This window comes from Streptomyces capillispiralis (assembly GCF_007829875.1).
Lineage (GTDB): Bacteria > Actinomycetota > Actinomycetes > Streptomycetales > Streptomycetaceae > Streptomyces > Streptomyces capillispiralis.
This window is the reverse complement of the sequence record NZ_VIWV01000001.1, coordinates 7,374,887-7,396,965: the sequence shown is the minus strand read 5'-3', so window position 1 is coordinate 7,396,965 and position 22,079 is coordinate 7,374,887. Positions and strand designations below refer to the sequence as shown.

General features: G+C 73.0%; 20 protein-coding genes. 12 read left to right on the top strand and 8 right to left on the bottom strand.

Features of this window, described 5'->3' with window-relative positions; genetic code table 11:
* Positions 1-69: 69 nt before the first annotated feature.
* Genes FHX78_RS32375 through FHX78_RS32350 form a run of 6 tightly spaced genes read left to right on the top strand, consistent with a single transcriptional unit; the run spans position 70 to position 4,182 of the window.
* Positions 70-537 (top strand): cupin domain-containing protein, encoded by a 468-nt coding sequence (locus FHX78_RS32375; protein ID WP_145870907.1) that lies wholly within the window; start codon positions 70-72, stop codon positions 535-537.
* The gene (locus FHX78_RS32370) at positions 534-1,802 is read left to right on the top strand and encodes a beta-ketoacyl-[acyl-carrier-protein] synthase family protein (RefSeq protein ID WP_145870906.1); all 1,269 of its coding nucleotides are present in this window, start codon (positions 534-536) and stop codon (positions 1,800-1,802) included. Before FHX78_RS32375 ends, FHX78_RS32370 begins: the two co-directional genes overlap by 4 nt.
* Positions 1,799-3,043, top strand: coding sequence for a ketosynthase chain-length factor (locus FHX78_RS32365; RefSeq protein ID WP_145870905.1), 1,245 nt, complete (start codon positions 1,799-1,801; stop codon positions 3,041-3,043). Before FHX78_RS32370 ends, FHX78_RS32365 begins: the two co-directional genes overlap by 4 nt.
* A 28-nt stretch (positions 3,044-3,071) precedes the next feature.
* Positions 3,072-3,332 (top strand): acyl carrier protein, encoded by a 261-nt coding sequence (locus tag FHX78_RS32360; protein ID WP_145870904.1) that lies wholly within the window; start codon positions 3,072-3,074, stop codon positions 3,330-3,332.
* Between the two features lie 2 nt (positions 3,333-3,334).
* Positions 3,335-3,817, top strand: a complete 483-nt coding sequence (locus tag FHX78_RS32355; protein WP_145870903.1) for an SRPBCC family protein — start codon at positions 3,335-3,337, stop codon at positions 3,815-3,817.
* Positions 3,818-3,846: 29 nt separating this feature from the next.
* Positions 3,847-4,182 (top strand): TcmI family type II polyketide cyclase, encoded by a 336-nt coding sequence (locus tag FHX78_RS32350; protein WP_145870902.1) that lies wholly within the window; start codon positions 3,847-3,849, stop codon positions 4,180-4,182.
* An 84-nt stretch (positions 4,183-4,266) separates the two neighbouring features.
* Here the strand turns inward: FHX78_RS32350 and FHX78_RS32345 are convergent, their stop codons facing one another.
* From FHX78_RS32345 to FHX78_RS32335, 3 genes are all read right to left on the bottom strand, one after another.
* Entirely contained in the window at positions 4,267-5,295 is a 1,029-nt protein-coding gene (locus tag FHX78_RS32345) for a methyltransferase (RefSeq protein WP_145870901.1), read from the bottom strand.
* A 40-nt stretch (positions 5,296-5,335) separates the two neighbouring features.
* Complete coding sequence (locus tag FHX78_RS32340) at positions 5,336-6,397, bottom strand: right-handed parallel beta-helix repeat-containing protein (RefSeq protein WP_145870900.1); 1,062 nt, start codon at positions 6,395-6,397, stop codon at positions 5,336-5,338.
* Between the two features lie 390 nt (positions 6,398-6,787).
* On the bottom strand, positions 6,788-7,414 hold the full coding sequence (locus tag FHX78_RS32335; protein ID WP_145870899.1) for a TetR/AcrR family transcriptional regulator: 627 nt from the start codon (positions 7,412-7,414) through the stop codon (positions 6,788-6,790).
* A gap of 164 nt (positions 7,415-7,578) precedes the next feature.
* Between FHX78_RS32335 and FHX78_RS32330 the strand changes: the two genes are divergently transcribed.
* The gene (locus FHX78_RS32330) at positions 7,579-8,340 is read left to right on the top strand and encodes an SDR family NAD(P)-dependent oxidoreductase (RefSeq protein WP_145870898.1); all 762 of its coding nucleotides are present in this window, start codon (positions 7,579-7,581) and stop codon (positions 8,338-8,340) included.
* A gap of 86 nt (positions 8,341-8,426) precedes the next feature.
* Here FHX78_RS32330 and FHX78_RS32325 read toward each other — a convergent pair whose 3' ends face one another.
* Entirely contained in the window at positions 8,427-10,226 is a 1,800-nt protein-coding gene (locus tag FHX78_RS32325; RefSeq protein WP_145870897.1) for a flavin-containing monooxygenase, read from the bottom strand.
* 175 nt (positions 10,227-10,401) lie between these two features.
* Between FHX78_RS32325 and FHX78_RS32320 the strand changes: the two genes are divergently transcribed.
* A complete protein-coding gene (locus tag FHX78_RS32320) occupies positions 10,402-11,427 on the top strand; it encodes an SMP-30/gluconolactonase/LRE family protein (protein ID WP_145870896.1) in 1,026 nt (341 codons plus the stop codon).
* Positions 11,428-11,435: 8 nt separating this feature from the next.
* On the opposite strand, the gene FHX78_RS32315 is transcribed toward FHX78_RS32320, so the two are convergent.
* A complete protein-coding gene (locus tag FHX78_RS32315; RefSeq protein ID WP_145870895.1) occupies positions 11,436-12,029 on the bottom strand; it encodes a helix-turn-helix domain-containing protein in 594 nt (197 codons plus the stop codon).
* 115 nt (positions 12,030-12,144) lie between these two features.
* Between FHX78_RS32315 and FHX78_RS32310 the strand changes: the two genes are divergently transcribed.
* From FHX78_RS32310 to FHX78_RS32300, 3 genes are all read left to right on the top strand, one after another.
* Positions 12,145-14,073, top strand: a complete 1,929-nt coding sequence (locus FHX78_RS32310) for an ATP-binding cassette domain-containing protein (RefSeq protein ID WP_229924039.1) — start codon at positions 12,145-12,147, stop codon at positions 14,071-14,073.
* 68 nt (positions 14,074-14,141) lie between these two features.
* The gene (locus FHX78_RS32305; RefSeq protein WP_145870894.1) at positions 14,142-14,978 is read left to right on the top strand and encodes an alpha/beta fold hydrolase; all 837 of its coding nucleotides are present in this window, start codon (positions 14,142-14,144) and stop codon (positions 14,976-14,978) included.
* 22 nt (positions 14,979-15,000) lie between these two features.
* Complete coding sequence (locus tag FHX78_RS32300) at positions 15,001-15,534, top strand: TetR/AcrR family transcriptional regulator (RefSeq protein WP_145872258.1); 534 nt, start codon at positions 15,001-15,003, stop codon at positions 15,532-15,534.
* Between the two features lie 62 nt (positions 15,535-15,596).
* Here the strand turns inward: FHX78_RS32300 and FHX78_RS32295 are convergent, their stop codons facing one another.
* The 3 genes from FHX78_RS32295 to FHX78_RS32285 form a co-directional block, all read right to left on the bottom strand.
* The gene (locus FHX78_RS32295; protein WP_145870893.1) at positions 15,597-16,832 is read right to left on the bottom strand and encodes a TolB family protein; all 1,236 of its coding nucleotides are present in this window, start codon (positions 16,830-16,832) and stop codon (positions 15,597-15,599) included.
* A gap of 188 nt (positions 16,833-17,020) precedes the next feature.
* Entirely contained in the window at positions 17,021-19,429 is a 2,409-nt protein-coding gene (locus tag FHX78_RS32290) for a caspase, EACC1-associated type (protein ID WP_145870892.1), read from the bottom strand.
* Entirely contained in the window at positions 19,416-19,820 is a 405-nt protein-coding gene (locus tag FHX78_RS32285; RefSeq protein ID WP_145870891.1) for a hypothetical protein, read from the bottom strand. Before FHX78_RS32285 ends, FHX78_RS32290 begins: the two co-directional genes overlap by 14 nt.
* A gap of 85 nt (positions 19,821-19,905) precedes the next feature.
* Between FHX78_RS32285 and FHX78_RS32280 the strand changes: the two genes are divergently transcribed.
* A complete protein-coding gene (locus FHX78_RS32280) occupies positions 19,906-21,786 on the top strand; it encodes an SMI1/KNR4 family protein (RefSeq protein ID WP_145870890.1) in 1,881 nt (626 codons plus the stop codon).
* The last annotated feature ends 293 nt before the right edge of the window (positions 21,787-22,079 follow it).

The window sequence follows — 22,079 nt, the reverse complement described above, 5'->3', positions numbered from 1 at the left end:
CGCTCGACCGCGGTGACGTCCGCGGCCCTGCCCGCCCGGACGTCACCGGCACACCCGGAGGTATCAACCATGTCCCAGCAGCACCCACGCATCGTGGACCTCAGCGAGACGGAACCCAACCGCCGGCGCGGAGGTGACCTCAGAACCCTCCTCACCCCGGCCACCGTCGGCTCCACCAGCGGTTTCATGGGCCTGGCCATCATCCGGCCCGGCGAGCGCATCGGCGAGCACTACCACCCGTACTCCGAGGAGTTCGTGTACGTGGTCAGCGGCGCGCTCGAAGTCGACCTGGACGGCGAGCCGTTCGCGCTCCGCGCCGACCAGGGGCTGATGATCCCCGTCGACATGCGGCACCGCTTCCGCAACGTCGGCGACCAGGAGGCCCGCATGGTCTTCCACCTCGGGCCGCTCGCCCCGCACCCGAGCCTCGGACACGTCGACACGGAGGAGACGGAAGGTGCCTCCGCCGGGCCCCAGCTGACGGTCGGCGGGCCCGGGGACGGCCGGCCGGCCGAGCCCAGTGAGGCCATAAAATGACCCGGCGAGTGGCCGTCACCGGTATAGGTGTGGTCGCTCCCGGCGGCATCGGGGCGACGGCGTTCTGGGACCTTCTCGCAGCCGGCCGCACCGCGACCCGCGGCATCTCCCTGTTCGATCCGGCCGGCCTGCGCTCGCGCATCGCCGCCGAATGCGACTTCGACCCGTACCGGCACGGTCTGGACGCCGAGCTGTGCCGGAACATGGACCGCTACATCCAGTTCGCCGTGGTCGCGGCGGGCGAGGCCGTCCGCGAGGCCGGACTCGACACCGCGGCCGCGGACCCTTGGCGCACCGCGGTGTCCCTGGGCAGCGCGGTCGGCGGGACCACCCGGCTGGAACACGACTACGTGCTGGTCAGCGAAGGCGGCCGGCGCTGGGACGTGGACCACCGGGCGGCGGAGCCCCAGCTCCACATGGCGTTCTCGCCGAGCACGCTCGCGTCGGTCGTCGCCGAGCGGTTCGGCGCCATGGGCCCGGTGCAGACCGTCTCCACCGGCTGCACCTCCGGGCTCGACGCGGTCGGCTACGCCTTCCACACGATCGCCGAGGGCCGGGCCGACGTCTGCATCGCGGGCGCGTCGGACTCGCCGATCTCCCCGATCACGATGGCCTGCTTCGACGCCATCAAGGCGACGTCGCCCAACAACGACGACCCCGAACACGCCTCCCGGCCGTTCGACGCCCACCGCGACGGCTTCGTCATGGGCGAGGGCGCGGCGGTGCTCGTCCTGGAGGAGTACGAGCACGCCCGGGCCCGGGGCGCCGAGGTGCTCTGCGAGATCAGCGGCTACGCCACCTACGGCAACGCCTACCACATGACCGGTCTGACCAGTGAGGGCCTGGAGATGGCCCGGGCGATCGACACCACGCTCGACCAGGCCCGCATCGACCCCACCGCGATCGACTACGTCAACGCGCACGGTTCCGGCACCCGCCAGAACGACCGGCACGAAACGGCCGCCGTGAAGCGGTCCCTGGGCGCCCACGCCTACGACACCCCCATGAGCTCCATCAAGTCCATGGTGGGTCACTCACTGGGCGCGATCGGCGCGATCGAGGTGGTCGCCTGCGTCCTCGCGCTGAAGCACCAGGTCGTGCCGCCCACGGCGAACTACGAGACCCCCGACCCGGAGTGCGACCTGGACTACGTGCCGCGCACCGCCCGCCCGCGGAAGCTGAACCACGTGCTCTCCGTCGGCAGCGGGTTCGGCGGCTTCCAGTCCGCGGTGCTGCTGTCCGGGCCGGGTGGGAGGACACGATGAGCAATCGGCGCCCTGGGCGCGCGGCCGTCACCGGCATCGGTGTGGTCGCGCCCAACGGACTGGGGACCGACGCCTACGGCAAGTCCGTCGGCGAGGGTCTCGACGTGCTGGACCTGATCAGCCGCGAAGGCTGCGAACAGATGCCGCTCCGGGTGGCGGGCGAGGTCCGGGCCTTCGACCCGGCGGCCCTCATCGAGGAGAAGTTCCTCGTCCAGACCGACCGGTTCAGCCACTTCGCGATGGCCGCGGCCGCGCTCGCCCTCGACGACGCCGGACTCGGCGGTGACCCCGCCGAGCCGTTCGGCATCGGGGTGGTCACCGCCGCCGGATCCGGGGGCGGCGAGTTCGGCCAGCGCGAACTGCAGAAGCTGTGGGGTCAGGGCTCGAAGTTCGTCGGCCCGTACCAGTCCATCGCCTGGTTCTACGCCGCGAGCACCGGCCAGATCTCCATCCGCGGCGGCTTCAAGGGGCCGTGCGGGGTGGTGGCGAGCGACGAGGCGGGCGGTCTCGACTCCCTCGCGCACGCGGCGCGTGCCGTGCGGCGCGGCACCGACGTCATGGTGGTGGGCGCCGCGGAGGCGCCCCTCGCCCCGTACTCGATGGTGTGCCAGCTCGGCTACCCCGAGCTCAGCACCGTCGACGACCCCGCACGCGCCTACCGCCCGTTCACCGAGAAGGCGTGCGGTTTCGTGCCCGCCGAGGGCGGTGCCCTGCTCGTCGTCGAGGACGAGGAGCGGGCCCGCGAGCGCGGGGTGCCGGTACGGGCCACCGTGGCCGGCCACGCCGCCACGTTCACCGGGGCGTCCCGGTGGGCGGAGTCCCGGGAGGGCCTCGCCCGCGCGATCCGCGGCGCCCTCGACGAGGCGGGCTGCGCCCCGGAGGAGATCGACGTGGTGTTCGCCGACGCCATGGGCGTCCCGGAGGCGGACCGCGCCGAGGCGCTGGCGATCGCCGACGCCCTGGGCGCGCACGGCACCCGCGTCCCCGTCACGGCGCCGAAGACCGGCTTCGGCCGCGCCTACTGCGCGGCGCCCGTGCTGGACACGGTGGCCGCGGTGCTCGCCATGGAACACGGCCGGGTGCCCCCGACGCCCCACGTGTTCGACATCTGCCACGACCTCGACCTGGTGATGTCGCGCGCTCGTCCCGCCGAGCTGCGCACCGCCCTCGTCCTCAGCAGGGGACTGATGGGCTCCAACGCGGCGCTGGTCGTGCGCCGCGGTGACGATTCCGCCCGGTAGGACCCGGGCGGGGAAGGAGCAGTCACCCATGATCACCACCGAAGTGACCTTCGACGAACTGGCCGCCCTGATCAAGCAGGCGGCCGGCATCACCGTCGACCCCCAGGAACTGAAGCAGTCCGCGGAATCCCCCTTCGACTCCTTCGGCCTCGACTCGCTCGGCCTGCTCGGCATCGTCGGCGAGCTGGAGAACCGGTACGGCCGGTCCCTCCCCCCCGACTCGGAGCGCTGCCGGACCCCCCGGGAGTTCCTGGACCTCGTCAACAGCACCCTCACGGCTGGAGCCTGAAAGTGGCCGGACACACCGAGAACAGCATCACCATCGACGCTCCCCTCGACCTGGTGTGGGAGATGACCAACGACCTCGAGAACTGGCCGCGGCTGTTCAGCGAGTACGCCTCCGTGGAGATCCTCTCCCGTGAGGGCGCCACGACGACGTTCCGGCTGACCATGCACCCGGACGAGAACGGCAAGGTGTGGAGCTGGGTGTCGGAGCGCACCCCGGACCGTGAGAATCTGACGGTCCGCGCCCGGCGCGTGGAGACCGGACCCTTCGCCCACATGGACATCCTGTGGGAGTACGCGGAGCTGCCCGGCGGTGTCCAGATGCGCTGGACGCAGGACTTCGCGATGAAGCCCGACGCGCCGGTCGACGACGCGTGGATGACGGACAACATCAACCGCAACTCCCGCGTCCAGCTGGCCCTGATCCGGGACCGGATCGAGCAGGCGGCCCGCGACAGCGAGAGCGCGTCCGTCGCGTCCTCCCGCTGAGCGCCGCTCCGTCCAGGAAAGGAACCCCCATGCACCACGCCCTCATCGTCGCCCGGATGAAGCCCGGTTCGGCGCCGGACATCGCCGAGGTGTTCACCGCCTCCGACCGGGGTGAACTCCCCCATCTGGTCGGTGTCGCACGGCGCAGCCTCTTCCAGTTCGGCGACGACGTGTACCTGCACCTCATCGAGTCCGAGCAGGACCCGGCGCCCGCCATCGCGAAGGCTGCCGCACACCCCGAGTTCCGCAGGATCAGCGAGGAACTCCAGGCGTACGTCAGCCCGTACGACCCGGCGACGTGGCGCGGCCCCAAGGACGCCATGGCGCAGTGCTTCTACCGCTGGGAGCGCGGCGCCGGTTCCTGATCCCGGTGCCCGGCAGAACCCCGAGGCCGCCGGTCCCGCGTCAGTCGCGGGCCGGCGGCCTCGGGGTTCTCGCGGTGCGTGCGGTCAGCCGGGGACGGTGCACTCGAAGGCGTGCAGGTAGGCGTTGACGGGGCGGATGCCGTCGATGACCAGGCCCGCGTCGGTCAGGCGGTCGACCATGCTCTGCCGGGTGTGCTTGGCACCGCCGACGTTGAGGAGCAGCAGCAGGTCCATGGCGGTGGTGAACCGCATCGACGGGGTGTCGTCGACGAGGTTCTCGATGACCACCACCCGGGCTCCGGGTTCCGCCGCCCGGCGGACGTTGGCCAGCGCCCTGCGGGTGCTGTCGTCGTCCCACTCCAGGACGTTCTTGATGATGTAGACGTCCGCGCGGACCGGGACGTCCTCGCGGCAGTCCCCGGCCACCACCTCGACCCGGCCGGCCAGGGCGCCGCCCTCGCGCAGCCGCGGGTCGGCGTTCTCGACGACGCCGGGCAGGTCGAGCAGGGTGCCGTGGAGGTGGGCGTGCTTCTCCAGGAGGCTGGCCAGGACGTGTCCCTGGCCGCCCCCGATGTCCACGACAGAGGAGGCGTCGTCGAGGTCGAGGAGCAGGGCCACGTCCCGTGCGGACTGCTCGCTGGACGTCGTCATGGCCCGGTTGAACACATGGGCCGACTCCGGGGCCGACTCGTTGAGGTAGGTGAAGAACTCGCGGTCGTACACGTCCTCGAAGACGTTGCGGCCGGAGCGCACCGCCTCGTCGAGCAGCGGCCAGACGTTCCAGGTCCAGGGCTCGGTGCACCACAGGGCGATGTAGCGCAGGCTGTGCGGGTCGTCCTCGCGCAGCAGCCGGGACATCTCGGTGTGTGCGAAGGTGCCGTCGGGGTTCTCGGTGAAGACGCCCTGGCAGGACAGTGCGCGCAGCAGCCTGCGCAGGGTGTGCGGCTGGGTCTTCACCGCCGCCGCCAGGTCGTCGACGGTCATGGGGCTGTCGTCCAGCGCGTCCGCCACGCCCAGGCGGACGGCCGCGCGGACGGCGGCGGCGCAGGCCGCCCCGAATACGAGCTCCCGCAGCCGCATGGGCGGCGGCGGAGCCGGATCAACGGTGGTCATCCGTTGCCTCGCTTCTGCTGTTGTGCCGTCTGTGGGGGGGTCAGCACATACCGGCGGGCTCGGAGAGCGTGCAGGTGTTGCTGTTGAACGTGTTGCTCTTCGCGGTGTCCCGGTTGGCCAGGTCGGCCGGGCTGTTGCCGGTCACCAGGTTGTCGCGGATGTCGTTGCGCTCGTTGGAGGTGCCGACGAGGCTCTTGAAGAGCACGATGCCGCCGGACAGCGGCGAGGTGCCCTTGTTGTTCTCCACCCGGTTCCAGGCGACCAGCGTCTCCTCGGCACCGGTGAGGACGATGCCCGAGCCCTGGAGGAAGGGCAGCCGCGGCGTCTTGGCGCAGTACTTGTTGTTGGCGTGGAGGTGGTTGCGCGTCACGCTCATGGCGCCGGCGCGCGGCTTGGACTCGTCGCCCACGACGAAGACGGCGGCGCAGTTGCCGGTCGCCTCGTTGTGGTCGACGGTCAGGTTCCGCAGCCGCCGCACGGTGACGCCGATCCGGTTGCCGGCCGTCCTGTTGTGCCGGATCACCGTCCTGCCGGCGTCCCGGGCGCCTTCCTCGGTGTCGACGGTGTTGGCGACGAACAGTCCGGCGTCACCGTTCTGTTGGGCGATGTTGTGGCTGAGCACGCTGCGCACGGAGCGTTCCTCGGCGATGCCCCACTGGCCGTTCTTCTCCGCGATCACGTGGCGGACCTCGAGCCCGTCGGTGCCGGTGGCCCACAGCCCGTTCTTGTCGAAGCCCCGGAGCGTCAGCGACCGTACCGTGACGTCCTGGAGGGGAGCCTTGTCGGTGCCGGTCACACAGACGCCGTTCCCGGCCTTGGCGCAGGCGCTCTTCCCGGCCTCGGCGGGGGGCGTCAGCACGGTCAGCTTCGCGCTGCTGCCGCGCAGCGTGATGCCGGACCGCTTGACGTCGACGCTCTGCCGGTAGGTGCCGGGCATGAGGAGGACGGTGTCTCCCTTCCGGGCGGCGTCCACGGCCTTCTGGATCGACTGCCCGGGCTGCACACGGTGCACGGTGGGCTGGTGGGTCGACGGTGCGGCCCCCAGCCCCGCGGCCACGACGGCGGTGGTGCATGCGAGATACGCGAGGTGTCGTTTGTTCATGAGGCCGAAGTTATGAGCGGGGGTTGCGCCCCGCCACCGGTGATCGCCCAGCCGAGCAGGGTGGTACCCGGCTGGGCGGCGGCCCGCCGCACGGGGCAGCCACCGGCGACAATTTCGCCCTCCCCGATCTGCTCCCGATCCGCTTCCCGATCTGCTCCCCGCTCAGATCGACGCGGGCGGCGGCTCGTCGGCGGGGAGTGGCAGCACTTCTACGGTCCGCGGGCCGCCCGGGAGCGCCGCACCATGTCGACCGGCGTCTTCCGCTGGGCCGAGGCCGAGTCGCGGGGCGTGCGGCCGGCGCCGACGCCCTGACCGCGCTCACCCCGGTGGCACCGGTCGTGCGAGCCCGCCGCGTGACCGCGGTGCGCGCCGGGCGGGTCGGCCGACGGGTCAGGTGAGGCCGGCCGCCGTGACGGCCAGGGCGGTGCGCAGGGTCGCCGCGAGGTCGGCCCGGGCGGCCTCGGGGGTGGTGCCCGGGCCGGTCGTCCGGTGGGCGTGGTGTTCCACCGCGGCGCGCAGCGCGGCGTTGAGCATGGCGGCCCAGAGGGCCGGCCGTACGTCGTCGGCGGGGAGCCCGGCCCGCTCGGCGAGGGCGCGCGCGAACGCGGGTTCCGCCTCGTCGTGGGTCCGCAGCCAGACCGCGCGCAGGCCCGGCTCGGTCCGGGTCAGCCGCACCAGGGCCCCGATGTCCAGTCCGGGCAGGCCCGCGTCGGCCGTCCACACGTGGTCGAAGGCCTCCTGGAGGGGCCGGCCCGGACGCCATTGCCGCAGGGCCGCGGCGACCGTGTCGATGCCGGTCGAGAACAGCGGCCGTACGCAGCTCTCCTTGGTGGGGAAGTAGCGCCACACGGTCCGCGCCGAGACGCCGACCGCCTGCCCGATCTGTTCGCCCGTGGTCGCGGCGACGCCCTGGGCGATGAACAGGCCGACCGCGGCGCGGGCGATCTCCAGCCGGACGGCGGCCTTGCGCTCCTCGGTCAGCGGCGGTCGCCCCGTCCGTCCGCGGGCTGCGGTCATGTGCCCCTCCGGTGCCGGTGATCCCTGTCGGACGCATTCTCCTCCACTGCTCCTCCACGACTTTATGTCACTCAGAGACATAAAGTTGTAGGGTGCCGACGCGGCGTGAGACGGGTCCGCCGCGCGAGCACTCACCCTCTTGACCCAGTTGGACGGAGCACTTCATGACGGGCGGTTCGAACGGACGCGGCGTGATCGTCACCGGGGCGGGTTCGGGCATAGGACGCGCGGCCGCGCTGGCCTTCGCCGCCCAGGGCGACCGCGTGCTGGTGGCGGACCTGGACGCCGGGCGGGCCGACGCGGTCGTCCGCGAGATCGGGGAGGCGGGCGGCACCGCGGTGGCCGTCACGGGCGACCTGAGCGAGCAGGCCGTCGTGGACCGGGTGGCGGCGACGGCGGTGGAGCGGTTCGGCGGGGTGGACGTCCTGGTGAACAACGCCGGGATCATGGACAGCATGTCGGCCCCGGCCGACGTGAGCGACGCCGAGTGGGAGCGGGTCATCCGGGTCAACCTCACCGCGCCCTTCCTGCTCGCGCGCGCGGTGCTGCCGCACATGCTGGCCGCGGGCCGGGGGGCCATCGTGAACACCGCCTCCGAGGCCGCCCTGCGCGGCAGCGCGGCGGGCGCCGCCTACACGGCCTCCAAGCACGGTGTGGTGGGGCTGACGAAGTCGCTGGCCGTGATGTACCGCAAGAACGGCATCCGCGCCAACGCCATCTGCCCCGGCGGCACCGCGACCGCCATCTCGGTGGAGGCCGACCGCACCGCGCACGGCCCAGCGGCGCTCGGCCCGCACTTCGTCAACCTCGGCCGGGTGTCCCGGCCGGAGGAGCAGGCGGCCGCGATCCTGTTCCTCGCCTCGGACGCCGCGAGCAACGTCAACGGCGCGATCCTGCCCGTCGACGACGGCTGGTCGGCGGTCTGACGCGCCACCGCACCCCGCGCGCGCCGCGGACCGCTCCGGGTGCGCCGTCCCGGGACGCCCGTCACCGACGTCCCGGGACAGTGCACCTAGTGGGTCCGGTCCCGGAGGATCTCGTCCATGGACTCCTCGCGCCAACGGCTCAACAGGGCGTGGAAGGCGACCGCCCCGTCGGGGTAGGCGATCGGGCCGTTGGGCCGGCCGCGCCCCTCGGCGTTGTAGTAGCCGGGGGTGCACTCCGCGTGGAACCACTCGTGGTCGGGGGCGCCCTCGGCCAGCACCGCGATCCAGGCGTCCTCCGCCTCGCGGGACGGTTCGACGACGGCGCCCGCGGCCTCGGCGGCCGCGACGAGCGCCGCGGCGTGGACGGCGTGCTCGTCCAGCACGTGCGTGTAGTTGACGCTGCTGGCGCTCTGCGTCCCGCCCAGCTGGATCAGGTTCGGGAAGCCATTGCTGGTGAAGCCGTGCAGGGTGCGCGGCCCCCGCTGCCTCCACACCTGCTGCAACTGGACGCCGTCCCGGCCGTGGACGGGCAGCCTGCCGGAGTGCACACCGGAGACCCCGACGGAGAAGCCTGTGGCGAAGACGAGGCAGTCGAGCTCGTACGCGGTGCCGCCGACCACGACGCCCCGTTCGGTCATCCGCTCGATGCCGTGGGTGTCCGCGGTGTCGACCAGGGTGACGTTGTCCCGGTTGAACGTCTCGTAGTACGCGTCGGAGAACGTGGGGCGCTTGCAGGCGTACCGGTACCAGGGCTTGAGCTTCTCCGCCGTGTCCGCGTCGGTGACGATCCGTTCGACACGGGCGCGGATCTCGTTCATCTTGGCGGCGTCCGCGACCTCGTAGGCCGCCTCGAACGCCTCCCGGTCGCCCTGTCGGCGGAAGCTCGGCAGCAGCTTCTCCAGGAGGACGGCCGACGAGGTCCACCGGTCCGCCACGAGGTCCACCTCGGCGGTCTCACCGGAGACGATGCGCAGGAAGTTGTCGCGGCGCTCGCGCGCCCAGCCCTCGTGGTCGGCGCCGACGTCCCGGGCGGTGGTGCGGCGGTTGGCGCGCACGTCCACGGTGGAGGGGGTGCGCTGGAAGACGTAGAGGTGTCCGGCGTCCTCGGCCAGCTTCGGGATGACCTGGACGCCGGTGGCGCCGGTGCCGACCACGCCCACGCGCTTCCCCCTCAGGCCCGTCAGTCCGCCGTCCGGGGTGCCGCCGGTGTAGGCGTAGTCCCAGCGCGAGGTGTGGAAGGTGTGGCCCTTGAAGTCCTCGATGCCGGGGATGCCGGGGAGTTTCAGCTCGGACAGGGTGCCGGTGGCCGTGATGACGTACGTGGCCAGGAACTCGTCGCCGCGGTCGGTCGTGACGGTCCAGGCCCGGGCCCCCTCGTCCCAGGACAGCGACGTGACCGCCGTGGAGAACAGGGCGTCCGCGCGGAGGTCGAACTTCTCCGCGATCCGCACCGCGTGCCGGCGGATCTCCTCCCCGGGGGCGTACTTCCACTCCGGTACGTATCCGGTCTCGTCGAGCATCGGCAGGTACACGTGCGACTCGATGTCGCAGTGGATGCCGGGGTACCGGTTCCAGTACCAGGTACCGCCGAAGTCACCGCCCTTCTCGATGACGCGTACGCGGCCGATGCCCCGCCGGCGCAACCGCGCCCCGGCGAGGATGCCGCCGAAACCGCCGCCGACGACCGCGACGTCCACCCGGTCCCGCAGCGGCTCGCGCGCGACGGCCTCCCCCGCGTACGGGTCTTCGGCGTAGTAGCCGAACTCGGCGTCGGCGCCCCGGTACTGCCGGGCGCCGTCGGGCCGTACCCGTCGCTCCCGTTCGACGCGGTAACGCCGCCTCAGCTCGGCCAGTGCCGCGGAGGACAACGGTTGGGGAGTCGTCATGTGGGGGGACCTCAATCCTTCCGGTTCGCTGCCATGGCGCCGCCCGTCCACGAACTGACCCTCCGGTCACGGGACTTGAGCGGGCGTGCACTACCGTAGCAAGTACCGGACAGTGTTGTCCGGTTGGTGCGGGGAGCACTCCGCACACCCGTCTCGGACAGGAAGAGCGACCCCCATGCAACGACTCCCGATCCGATCCCTCGCCGGGCTGGCCGCCATCGGCCTGCTGGCCCTCACCGGGTGCGGTACGGACACCGGCGCCGCCGGCACGGGCCCCGCGGCCGCCGGCGGCGCGGACAGGACCATCCGCGCCCACAAGCTCATGCGGCTGACGGAGGTGCACCCCGAGACCGGCATGACCCTGCTCGAGGGCCCGGTCCTCGACGCGGACGGCGGTCTGCTCGTCGTCGATGTCACCGCACCGGCCGGCGCGCCCAAGGTGCTCCGTGTCGACGTACGGAGGAAGACGTCGCGCCCGGTGCACACCGACGACCGCGGCGCCTACACCTCGGCCCAGTTCAGCCCCCACGACGGACGCGTCTACCTGACGGACTTCTCCCACGGCGAGATCGTCAGCCTGGCCCCCGACGGCGGTGACCCGCGGACCTTCTTCTCAGGGGCGGTCGACGGAGCGCCGATGAACCCCGACGACCTCGCCTTCGACCGGGACGGCAACCTGTACGTCAGCGACTCGCGCGGCCTGTCCGAGGGCGAGGCGAAGGGACGCGTGGTACGGATCGACCGCGACGGGAGGAACGCCACCGTCCTGGCGGACGGGCTGGCGGCGCCCAACGGCATCTCGTTCGACACCGAGTACCGCGGGCTGTGGGTCAGCGAGCTCACGGAGAACCGCGTGTCCTACCTGCTGCTCGACGGCGAGGGCGGGGTCTCCTCCCGGCACACAGCCCTCCGTGTCGACGGCGGGATCGCCCAGACGGACTCGATCGCCGTGGACGCGGACGGCAACGTCTACCAGGCCCTGCACGGCCGGCCCGCGATGGTGGTGTACGACCGGCACGGCGAGCGCCTGGCCACCGTCGAGGTGCCCGCCCGGGACGCCGAGGGCCTCACCTCGGCGACCAACGTGGCCATCACGCCCGGCGGGACCAGGGCGTACATGACCGTGAGCGGACCCGCCGGGGGCTACCTGTACGCCTTCGACGCTCCGGCGGAGGGCATCCGCCAATCCAACGGGGGCTGACCCCGCCCTCACCCGTCGAAGGGACGCACCGGCCCCACCTCGACACCGAGCAGCCGCCACGCCGCGAGCGCCCGGCGTTCCCGCTGCTCCCGGGTGGTGCCGGTGACGGCGCCGGACACCATGCCGACGGCGATCATGAGGTCCTCGGCCCGCCCGGCCAGCGGGTGGGCGTCCGGCAGATGGCCGCGCAGGGCCAGCTCGACCCGCCGGGACAGGGCCCGGGCGTAGGCGGGGGCGTCGGTGCGGCCGCCCGGCCCGTCGGCGTGCAGGACCCTCACGAAGGCGGCCGACTCCGTCTGGTGCCAGGTGAGGACGCCGAGGACCCGGGCGATGTCGGCGCCGTCCGCTGCCGCCGCCCGCTCGATCTGCCGGACGTTCTCCTCCAGGACGGCGATGGCCACGGCGGCCCGGTCGGGGAAGTGCCGGTACAGCACTCCCTGGCCGACGCCGGCCCGGCGCGCGATCGCGGACAGCGGGGCGTCCAGGCCGTGTTCCGCGTAGATCTCGCGGGCGGCGCGGACGAGCGCGGCACGGTTGCGGGCGGCGGCCTTCGGCCCGTCGTTCGCGGGCCGCCGCTCGTCGGACAGGGGCTGCTGCGTCACCCGGAGAGGGTACCGGCACCGCCGGGGGTGCGAGGCCGACCGAAACACATGTGTTCGAAAGGGCGGCGGGGTCGTTGAGCCCCACGAACCACCGCGCGATCGAAGGGGGACCACGTTGACCTCGGACACCACAGGAGGAACGACGGCGTCCGGTGCCTCGGACGGGACCGTCCCGGACACCGCAGCCGACGCCCACGACGAGGAGTACCGGTTCCGCGACGCGTCCCGTCTCCAGGCCGGTGCGCAGATGACGACCGCCACCATGGCGAGGCGCCTGCCCTCGCTGGTGGTGCGGTCCTTGAGGATGGCCTGGCAGGTCGACCGGGGCGCCACCGCCGGTCTGCTGGCGTGCCAGGCGGGCACCGGCGTGCTCGCCGCCCTGGGGCTGCTCGCCGTGACCGGCACGATCAACGCGCTCGTCGCGTCCGGCGACATCACCGAGCGGCTGCGGGAGGCCGCCCCGCAGTTGCTGGTCATCGCCGCGGCGACCGGCCTGCGCGCCCTGCTGGGCATCACGGTGACCTGGCTGACCGGCCGGCTGCGGCCGGTGCTGGCCCGGGCGGCCGAGGTGACGATGATCGAGGCCGCGCTCGGCGCGGAGCCGGCGGCGCACAACAAGCCCGGCTACAACGACTTCTACGACATCGCCGACCGCGGCGCCCAGGTGACGCCGGACCTCGTGGCCGAGGCCCAGGACGTGCTCGCCGCGACGGCGACGCTCACCGCCGGGGCGACCGTCCTCGCCGTGCTCCACCCGGTCCTGCTCCCGCTGCTGCTCCTGGCGTGTCTGCCGCAGGCCGCCGCGTACGTCCGGGCCGCGCGGGAGCTGTACCTGGCGGCACTGGAGACCTCCGGGCGGCGCCGGCTGCTGTTCAAGCTGCGCTGGCACATGGCCTACGCGGAGTCCGGCGAGGAGATGCGGGCCTGTCTGGCCGGACCGTTCCTCATCGCCCGGTACCGGCGGCTCGCCGCCTCGGTCAACGCGGCCGAGCGCGGGGCCGCGGACACCGGGGCCCGGATGGGTGTGGCCGGGGCGGCCGCCGGCGGCGTGGCGTCGGCCGCCGTGTGGGCCGCGCTGCTGTGGCTGCTGGCCTCCGGCCGCATGGACCTCGCCGCGGGCGGCGGCGCGGTCTTCGCCCTGCAGACGGCGACCACGTCGGTGCGCGGCATCATCAACGGCGGGGCCCGGCTGGTCCGCACCGGCTGGTACGTGCAGGACTGGCAGAACTTCCTCGACAACGCCCACGGGCAGGCCATGGCGGCCTCCCGCGGTACGAGGACCCTGCCGCGGGCGCCGGAGCGGTTCGAGGTGCGCGACGTCAGCTACCGGTACGACGGCGCCCCCGCGGACAGCCTCAGCGGGGTGTCGCTGCGGGTGCGGCGCGGCGAGATCGTGGCGCTGGTCGGGGAGAACGGGTCGGGCAAGTCGACGCTGTCGCGGCTGATCTGCGGTCTGCTGCTGCCCACGTCGGGCGAGGTGGCGTGGGACCACACGGCCACCTCGCGGCTGGAGCCCTGGGAGGCGTGGAAGCATGTCGCGCTGATCCCGCAGAAGTTCACCTACCTGCCGCTGACCCTGCGCGACAACATCACCCTCGGACAGGGCGACACCGGTGACGCCGCCGTCCTCGCGGCCTGCGAGGCGTCCGGCGCGGTGGAGATGCTGCCCGGCCTGCGGTCCGGCATCGACACCCTGCTGACCTCGGAGTGGTTCGGCGGCCAGCAACTGTCCGGAGGGCAGTGGCAGCGCGTCGTGCTCACCCGGGCGTTCCACCGGCAGGCGGCCCTGCTGGTGATGGACGAGCCCACCGCGGCGCTCGACGCGCGGGCGGAGCACCACATCTTCACCGGCCTGCGGGCCCTGGCGAAGGACCGGGCGGTCCTGCTGATCACCCACCGGCTCACCAACGTCGCCGTGGCGGACAGGATCGTCGTCCTGGACCGGGGACGGATCGTCCAGGAGGGCACGTACGAGCGACTCACCCGTGAGCCGGGCCTGTTCCGCTCCCTGTGGCGACTGCAGCAACGGACCGGCGAGAGCTGACGTTGACAGGGTTGGTTAATGGCATTAGCTTTTAGCTAACAAAGTTAGCCACAGTGTGGAGGGCTGTCATGACCGAGTACCTCGCCGTCGACGGCGGCACGATCGCTTACGAGGTGGCGGGGTCGGGACCGCTGGTCGTCCTCGCGCACGGCATGGGCGACAGCCGCGCCGCGTACCGTGCCGTGGTCCCGCCGCTGGTGGCGGCGGGTCACCGGGTCGCCGCGGTCGATCTGCGCGGCTGCGGCGAGTCCGGCGTCGACTGGCCGGCCTGGAGCCGCACCGCCATCGCCGGCGACCTGCTCGCCCTGATCCGCCACCTGGGCGGCCCGGCCGTGCTCGTCGGCCACTCGGTCTCCGGCGGCGCCGCCACCATCGCCGCGGCACAGGAGCCCTCACTGATCACCGCGGTGGTCGAGTTGGCCCCGTTCACCCGCAAGCAGTCGGTCCGCCTCGGCGACCTGCGGGTGAAACGCTTCCGGCAGGGCATGCTGCGGCTGCTCGGCACGGGCCTGTTCGGCAGCGTGCCGCTCTGGCGCTCGTACCTCGACGTCGCATGCCCCGGCGCGAAGCCGGCCGACTGGGCCGAGCGGCTCGACCGCATCGAGGCCCTGCTGCGCGAGCCGGGCCGGATGAAGGCCCTGCGGGCCATGGGCCGCAGCGCCCCGACCGACGCCGGCGCACGGCTCGGCGACGTCCGCTGCCCGGTCCTGGTCGTCATGGGCACCCTCGACCCCGACTGGGCCGACCCGCGGGCCGAGGGTGCGGCGATCGTCGACGCCCTGCCGTCCGGTCTGGGCCGCCTGGAGATGATCGAGGGCGCCGGGCACTATCCGCACGACCAGTTCCCCGAGCAGGTGGTCTCCCTCCTGCTCGGCTTCCTCCGCGCGGAGGCCGACCGTGTCTAGGGCGGGTCTGGACCCGGCGGCCGTGGTCGCGGCCGGTGCCGCCCTCGCCGACGAGGTGGGCATCGCCCGTCTGACGATGGGTTCGCTGGCCGAGCGGCTGGGCGTGCGGACGCCGTCCCTCTACAAGCATGTGGGCGGGCAGGACGACCTCACCCGGCGCATCGCCGCCCTGGCGCTGGGCGAGGCCGCCGACGCCGTCGGCAGCGCCGTCCAGGGGTACGCGGGCCGGGACGCCCTGGCCGCCGCGGCCCGCGCCTTCCGCGCCTTCGTCCTGCGGCACCCGGGCCGGTACGCCGCGACGATCGGCGTGGAACCGTCCGGCCCGGACGACCCCCTGGCCACCGCCGGTCAGCGGCTGCTGGGCGCGTTCGAGGCGGTCCTGCGCGGCTACGACATCGCGGAACCCGACGTGGACCACGCCCTGCGCACGCTCCGCAGCCTCTGCCACGGCTTCGCCACCTTGCAGTCGGCCAACGGCTTCCAGTGGAGCGCCGACGTCGACGAGAGCTTCGAGTGGCTGATCGCCTTCGCCGACCGCGGTCTGCGCGCGCTGTGAGCACGCCGTCGGCCGACGGTCGGCCGGCCTGCGGGCCCTGACGGCACGCTGCCGGCCGACGATCAGCCGGCCTGCGCCCCCCGGCGCGGATGCGTGACGAAGACCTGTCGGTCGCCGCCGGTGGACGACTCCCCTAGCAGGTCGCGCGGCACCGCGTCGTACGCCACCGCGCGGCCGTGCGCGTCGACGGTCGGGTCGGACGCCGGCCTCTGGTTGACGGTGCCGTCGGGACGTGCGGTGATCATGTCGGTGCGGCCGGTGCGCAGGTCCAGCAGGTAGATCACCTGGAGCGGGCCGCGGGGCACCCTTTCCTCGGCCGCCACGAAGACGATGTGCCGGCCGTCCGCACTCAGCCGGCCGGTGTGCGTGGCGAACTGCGGCTTCGGGCCGAGGACGTGGCGCAGCGTTCCGCTCCTCAGGTCCTTGAGGAAGACGTCGCCGGTGTCGTTGGTTCCGCCGGGCCGCAGGGTGCGGCACTTGAAGCGGAAGACGACGTGGCGGCCGTCCGCGCCCATCACCGGGTCGTCGACCCCGTACTCGGCCGGATCGTCCGCGCACTCGGGGTCGACCCGTACCCGCTCGCCCGTGCGGCGGTCGAGTACGTAGACGTGCGTCTTGCCGTCACCGGCGTCATCCGTGCCGGGGCCCGACGCCAGATGGGCGAGGTACCGGCCGTCATGGCTCAGGGACGGCATCGTCACCCGCTGCTCGTCGCCGGGCCAGGGGTCGTCGACCCACTCGCCGGTGCCCCGTACGAGGTCGCGCAGGCGGATGAGAGGAGGTCGCGCCGTGTCCTGGGCCGGCCGGGCCGTGAAGGTGACGTACCGTCCGTTTCCGCTGATGGCCGGTGCGTTCAGGGTGCCGAACCCGGCGTGGGCCTCGTCACTGACCAGTGTGGTGCGGCCCGTGCGCACGTCGTACACGTACGCCCGGGTCGCGTCCAGCGTCGCGTAGGCCACCCGCAGGCCGTCGGCGCTGATGGACGGAGCGACGACCGGCGCTCCCCGGTCCATGCCCTCGGCCAGGTCACTGGCCCAGTGCACCCGTCCGGTCCGCAGGTCCTTCACGTAGACGTCGTCGACGTCGTCGGTGTCGCCGGTGTCGCCGGGCGCCAGGTTCGAGGCCCGTGACCAGAAGGCCACGAAACGGCCGTTGGCACTGATCGCCGCGTACTGGCTCCGCTCGTTGCCCAGCACGTCGTCGGACGTGACGTTCACGTACTGGGTGCCCCGCTTCAGTTCCAACGCCCCCGCGGGCGTCGCCTGCGCGGTCGCGCACACCGCCGCCACAGCGCCCACGGCAGCCGTTCTCCATCCACCCCGCATGGTTCCCCCCGGTCGCCCCGTCTGCCCCGGCCCTGCGGCCCGGGCTCGCTTTCATGCAAACGGCTCGCGGGTGCGCAGTCAATGCGTCCATCGCCGTACGTTCCAGGAGACGCAGGGGCGCGGTCGTCGGCATGGCCGCCCGGCTCGTACGGGGGCCGCCGCTACAAGAGGGACAGGTACTCCTCGACGGAGCGGGCGACTTCCCGCAATACCGTGCGCGGCACGGACACCGGGTCCAGGACCCCGGCCGCCGACGTCTCCGGGAAGGTGGCGGTAGCGGCGTCGTACGTCCGGTGCGGCCACGCCGACCGCACCATGACGAGCACCGACGTGCCGTCCGGGTCACCGCTGTTGTCGGCCACGGCTCGCAACGGCTGGACGAGTCCGTGGGCGAGCGCCTGGGCGAGGGTGTTCGCGGCAGCGCGCGCGGCGTCCGGGTCCGCGTTGGCCGGGGTGACGAGACGGCCGCCGGCCACCGCGAGCGCGGCCGCCGCACCCGGGACGACACCGTCCGCCACAGCGGCCTTCGCCAGCCGGGTGGCACGGTGCAGGTCGGCCGTCTTCCGTTCGCGTTCGGCCGGGGTGGGCGCTCCGACGCGGACGACCGCCACCGCTCCGGCGAGCCGGGCCATCCGTTCACCGTGCCAGGCACGGTCGGCGTCGGAGCCGCTGTTCTCCATGTCGGCGCGGATGCTGTCGATACGGCCGTGCATCTGTTCCAGTGAGCCCGCGCCCTCGTCGACGGTCGTGTGATCCTCGGTCACGAGGACTCGGCGGGCGCGGCCGAGCATGTCCGGGGTGACGTCGCCCAGCCCGGGTCCGGTGTCCTCGGCGACCACTTCGCCGCCCGTGAGGGCCGCGAGATCGCCCAGGAGGTCGAGGCCCCGGCGGCTGCGGTCGGGGCCCTTGACGGCGATGGAGGTGAAGGCGCCCTTCTTGCCGACGAGCAGCGCCGACAGCGCTTCGTCGTCGACGCCTTCGGCGATCACCAGCAGGGGCCGTCCGGTGCTCCTCACCTTCTCCACCAGGGCGAGCAGGGAGCCTCGCGACGGGACGACTCCCTTGTGCAGCAGGATGCGGGGGTCGTCGAGGACCGCGGTGCCGGCGCCCTTGTCGGTGAGGAAGTGCGGAGAGAGACAGCCGCCCGGGACGACCATGCCTTCCACGCGCAGGAGTTCCAGGCCGGGCGTGGCCGACTCCTGGACGACGAGGACGCCTTCCCGGCCGACCCTGTTCAGGGCGTCGGCGACCACCTCACCCAGCCGCGGATCCCGCAGCGTGGTCACGACGATGTCGGCGATCTCCTCCTTGGTCTCGACCGAGCGCCCGTCGCCCAGCAGCGTTTCCGCACGGCGGAAAGTGCCGGGGACGGCCCGTGCCAGAAGGGCCGGGCTCGTCCCGTCGTCCAGCGCCGGCTGCAAGTGCCGCAGCAACGCGTCGAGTACGAGGGCCGCGGTGGCGGCACCGTCCCCTGCCCGTTGCCGCATCCTGTCCACCAGGTCGCGCACCAGCCGCGCCCCCGTGGCGGCCCCGCCGGGCTGCACCACCACTTCCCGCGTGATCACGGCCGGGTCGGTGAGCGGTGCGACCGACCCGTCCGGGCGGCTGATCAACAGCGGGCGTGCGCCTGGTCCGACGGTGTGCCGCAGGAGGCCGGCCACCGCGGACAGACCGGCCAGCACCTCGGCCGCCGGGCTGAGGACGGGCACCGCGGAGGTCACCGGGTCACGGGCAGGGAGGGCGGGGACCACGCGGGTCACCGGGCCGCCGGAGGAGAGGGCGGCATCCTCCGGCACCGGCGGGCCGGGCTTCTCCCCGCCCCGCCCCCGCCGGGCCAGGACGAGGCTGCCCACGCCGTCCAGGATCCACAGCTTCGGCGTCTGCCTCGTCCGGCCCGCCCGCATCTCCCGGCTGACGTACCGGTACAGGTCCTCCACGGACACCCGGCCGTCGCCGTCGACGTCGGCCGCCCCCGTCCTCAACCCCTCGACGAGCGCGGCGGTGAACACCGACAGCAGGGTGCCGCTGTCGCCCTCCGCGGACACCGTTTCGAACGCCGGCTGCGTTTCGTCGGTCGCACTGATCACCACCGTTCCGCTGCCCCTGAAGGGAGTGCGGAGGTCGAGGTCCGCGCCGTCCCCCTTCGCGCCCAGCCGGAAGGCGCCGCTGAAGCAGCAGTCGAGCACGAGCACCTTCCGTTCGGCACGGCACCGCTGGAGCTGCCTGCTGACGAACTCCGCCGGTACGGCGTAGGACTCCAGCAGGTCCGGCTCCTTCACCGTGTCCGTGCCGGCGAAGTACAGCTTCTCGTCGTAGTCCTTGATGCCGTGGCAGGAGAAGTAGACGAGCAGCTCGTCGTCGCGCCACGCCTCGTTGAAGAAGCGCTGCACGTGCCGCTGGATCGCGTACGCCGGCTGGTCCAGGACCTGGGTCACCTCGTAACCGCCGATCGCGGGGTCCCCGAGGACCGCGGCCAGTTCCTCGGCGTCCCGCAGGGGCGCCTTCAGCGGGTTCCACTGGGGGTCCTCGTACGTCGCGGTGGCGATCAGCAGGGCCTTACGCCGGCTCATCGGCTGCCGCCTCCTCCGCACCCCCGGCCGTTGCCTCCAGGAAGCGGTCGATCAGCTGCTGTTGTTGTCCTGCGGACAGGCCGGTCAGTTCCAGGCTGTCCTCGCCCAGCACCAGACTGGCGCTGCGCCCCGCCGCCCGCTCCGACCATGCCTGCACCGTGGCCACCACCGCGCTGATGACGGCGGGGACGAGCGTCACCACCAGGGTGCCGGCGACCACCAGCTCGCCCGCCTTGCTTCCGGGAGGCGCGGTCTCCGTGCGCGCGGGAACCACCTGCTCGACCCGTTGTCGCAGCAGCATCTCCCGCAACTGCCGCGAGGCTTCGACACGTTCCCTGTCATCGGCTCCGGGGCCCGCGTCCACCACGATGCGAAGTCGCGCAGTGTTCATGTGAACATCCTGGCAGACAAGTGGTGGTCGAGTGGATCACTCCGCGGACCGGGCGGTGTCAGTGGCGGGTGGCAGCATCGGTCGTGTGACGGACACGACGGCATACGACTGGCGGTCCTTCCTGCTCCGGTGGAGCGGGGAGTGGGCGGACTCCCTGCCCGACGACAGGGCGCGGGACGAGGGCGACGAAGCCGCGCGACAGGGGCGTTGGCTGGGTTTCCCCCCTGCGTCCGAGGAGCGGATCGCGGCCATGGAGGAGCGCCTCGGCCGGCGCATGCCGCCGTCGTACCGGCAGTTCCTCGCGGTCAGCGACGGATGGCGGCACGCGGGCGGGTTCGTGTGGCTGCTGGCGGGAACCGAGGAAGCGCACTGGCACGCCAACGAGTCGGGACTGGCGGACCTGTTCGAGGAGGACGCCGGGCCGGACGAGCGGTGGGAGGCCGGCATCTGGCGGCGCGGGCTGCAGCTCGACGTCGAGTCCGATGTCACCCACGTCCTGATGGATCCCGAGGACGTGGACGAGGACGGCGAGTGGGCCGTGTACACGTGGTCGAGCTGGCGGGCGGCACCGCCCGAGCGGCACGCGGACTTCCTCGCCTTCATGCGGGCGATGTACCGGGAGTTCCACGGTCTGGGGGCGCGACGCCGCGACGGGGAGCCGGAGTTCGTCAACGACACGACGCGCGCGCTCGACGCCCACGTGGAGGAGGCCCGCCTGGAGGCGCTGCGCGGCGGCTGGGAACAGGCCCTGGAGGCTCTGGACGAGGCCAGGGGATACGGCCGTCCACGGGCCGCCGGTCTCGGGGACCAGATACGCGTCCTGCTGGGACGGACCCACAGGTCGTCCTACGAGGAGCTGGTGACGGACGCTCGGTACGCTCCCGAACTGCTGCCGCCGCTCGTCGCAGAGCACGCGGCGCGCTCGTACTGGGACGACTCCACGCTGAAGGTGCGACTGCGCGGCGCCGACGCCGACTTGATGGCACTGGCCGGCGCGATCCTGGAGGAGATGCGCGCCGGTACATACCGGTACACGGCGGCCGGACCGTTCGGGGAAGCGGTGGAACGGGCGCGGGAGCTGGCGCGGTGGGGTGACACCGACGGCGCATGGCGGACGCTGGCCGACGCCGTGCCGCTGTGGGAGCCGCTGGGCCCGGACCACCTGGTCCCGCTGGGATGGGTGGCCGACCTCCTGCTCGGGCCACTGCTCACCCCGGAGCGGGGGCGCGAACTGCTGTCCACGCCGAGGGCCGGACAACGGGGCGAGGCACCGGCACCGACGGCCGGCGTCGACCCGGGCGGCCTGACGTGGCTGGCGGAGCCCGATCCCGGCAACCGCCGCACGTCGTACCGGTTCGTCCTGGTGGAGGGTGTGGGGCCGCAGGAGTTGCCCGGACGTCTCGCGGACGGGGACGGCACCGTGCTGAACGAGCCCATGACCTCATGGGATGCGCGTCACGGGTCGTCGCGCAGCGGGAGGGAGTTCTCGTCCTACGACGACAGGGCTCTCATGGCGGTCGGCCGGACCGGCACCGGGTGGAGTTTCGCCTTCGACGACGACCCCGCCCCGTTCCACCGGCAGCGGTTCGTCTCCCCGGCCGCGGCCGCCGGCGCGGGCACCCGCGCGGTGGTGGTGTGGAGCGGTCTGAGGACATGGCACGGGGAACCGTACTTCCACCTCTCGGTGGCGCGGGACGGCGTCGAGCGGTACGCGTTCACCTACGCGGACGGCCGGCTCCGGACGAGCGGCGAGATACCGCGGGCGCTGGACCCCGGCCGCTTCTTCGGCGACCCGCTGGACGCCGCCGCGGTGGAGCGGCCGCTGCTGGACGCCGTGGCCCGGGAGTTCGGCGTCGCTCTCCCCCGTCACGCCATCGTGAACGGGCGGCTGCACACGTTCACCACCCGCTCCTGGACACGGCCGCCGGGGGACGGGGAGTCGTACGCGGTGATCCGCCTGTCCTGAGCGGCCACGCGCCCCGGGGACGGCACAGCACGGCCGGGAGACGGGTTCCTCAAACCGTGATGAAGACGTCCAGCGCCTGGGTGACGATGTCGATGGGGTTGGCGTAGCTCCGGGACCCATGCCGGCACGCGCGGGTGCACCGCGCTCGGCGGACGTCAGGCGGTGCCGTGCCCGACGGTCTGCGTGACGCCGGAGAGGCGCGTGCAGCGCCCCGGCACTTCATCCGGCGGGGTAACGGTCGGGCGGACGGATTCGGTTCGGTGTCGGCACACCTGAGGTTGTCGTCGCGGAGT

Coding starts and splice junctions, on each gene's coding strand:
- FHX78_RS32320 (WP_145870896.1), top strand. CDS start 10,402: ATGCAACGACTCCCGATCCGATCCCTCGCCGGGCTGGCCGCCATCGGC.
- FHX78_RS32325 (WP_145870897.1), bottom strand. CDS start 10,226: ATGACGACTCCCCAACCGTTGTCCTCCGCGGCACTGGCCGAGCTGAGG.
- FHX78_RS32360 (WP_145870904.1), top strand. CDS start 3,072: ATGATCACCACCGAAGTGACCTTCGACGAACTGGCCGCCCTGATCAAG.
- FHX78_RS32335 (WP_145870899.1), bottom strand. CDS start 7,414: ATGACCGCAGCCCGCGGACGGACGGGGCGACCGCCGCTGACCGAGGAG.
- FHX78_RS32345 (WP_145870901.1), bottom strand. CDS start 5,295: ATGACCACCGTTGATCCGGCTCCGCCGCCGCCCATGCGGCTGCGGGAG.
- FHX78_RS32375 (WP_145870907.1), top strand. CDS start 70: ATGTCCCAGCAGCACCCACGCATCGTGGACCTCAGCGAGACGGAACCC.
- FHX78_RS32285 (WP_145870891.1), bottom strand. CDS start 19,820: ATGAACACTGCGCGACTTCGCATCGTGGTGGACGCGGGCCCCGGAGCC.
- FHX78_RS32365 (WP_145870905.1), top strand. CDS start 1,799: ATGAGCAATCGGCGCCCTGGGCGCGCGGCCGTCACCGGCATCGGTGTG.
- FHX78_RS32290 (WP_145870892.1), bottom strand. CDS start 19,429: ATGAGCCGGCGTAAGGCCCTGCTGATCGCCACCGCGACGTACGAGGAC.
- FHX78_RS32305 (WP_145870894.1), top strand. CDS start 14,142: ATGACCGAGTACCTCGCCGTCGACGGCGGCACGATCGCTTACGAGGTG.
- FHX78_RS32370 (WP_145870906.1), top strand. CDS start 534: ATGACCCGGCGAGTGGCCGTCACCGGTATAGGTGTGGTCGCTCCCGGC.
- FHX78_RS32350 (WP_145870902.1), top strand. CDS start 3,847: ATGCACCACGCCCTCATCGTCGCCCGGATGAAGCCCGGTTCGGCGCCG.
- FHX78_RS32330 (WP_145870898.1), top strand. CDS start 7,579: ATGACGGGCGGTTCGAACGGACGCGGCGTGATCGTCACCGGGGCGGGT.
- FHX78_RS32340 (WP_145870900.1), bottom strand. CDS start 6,397: ATGAACAAACGACACCTCGCGTATCTCGCATGCACCACCGCCGTCGTG.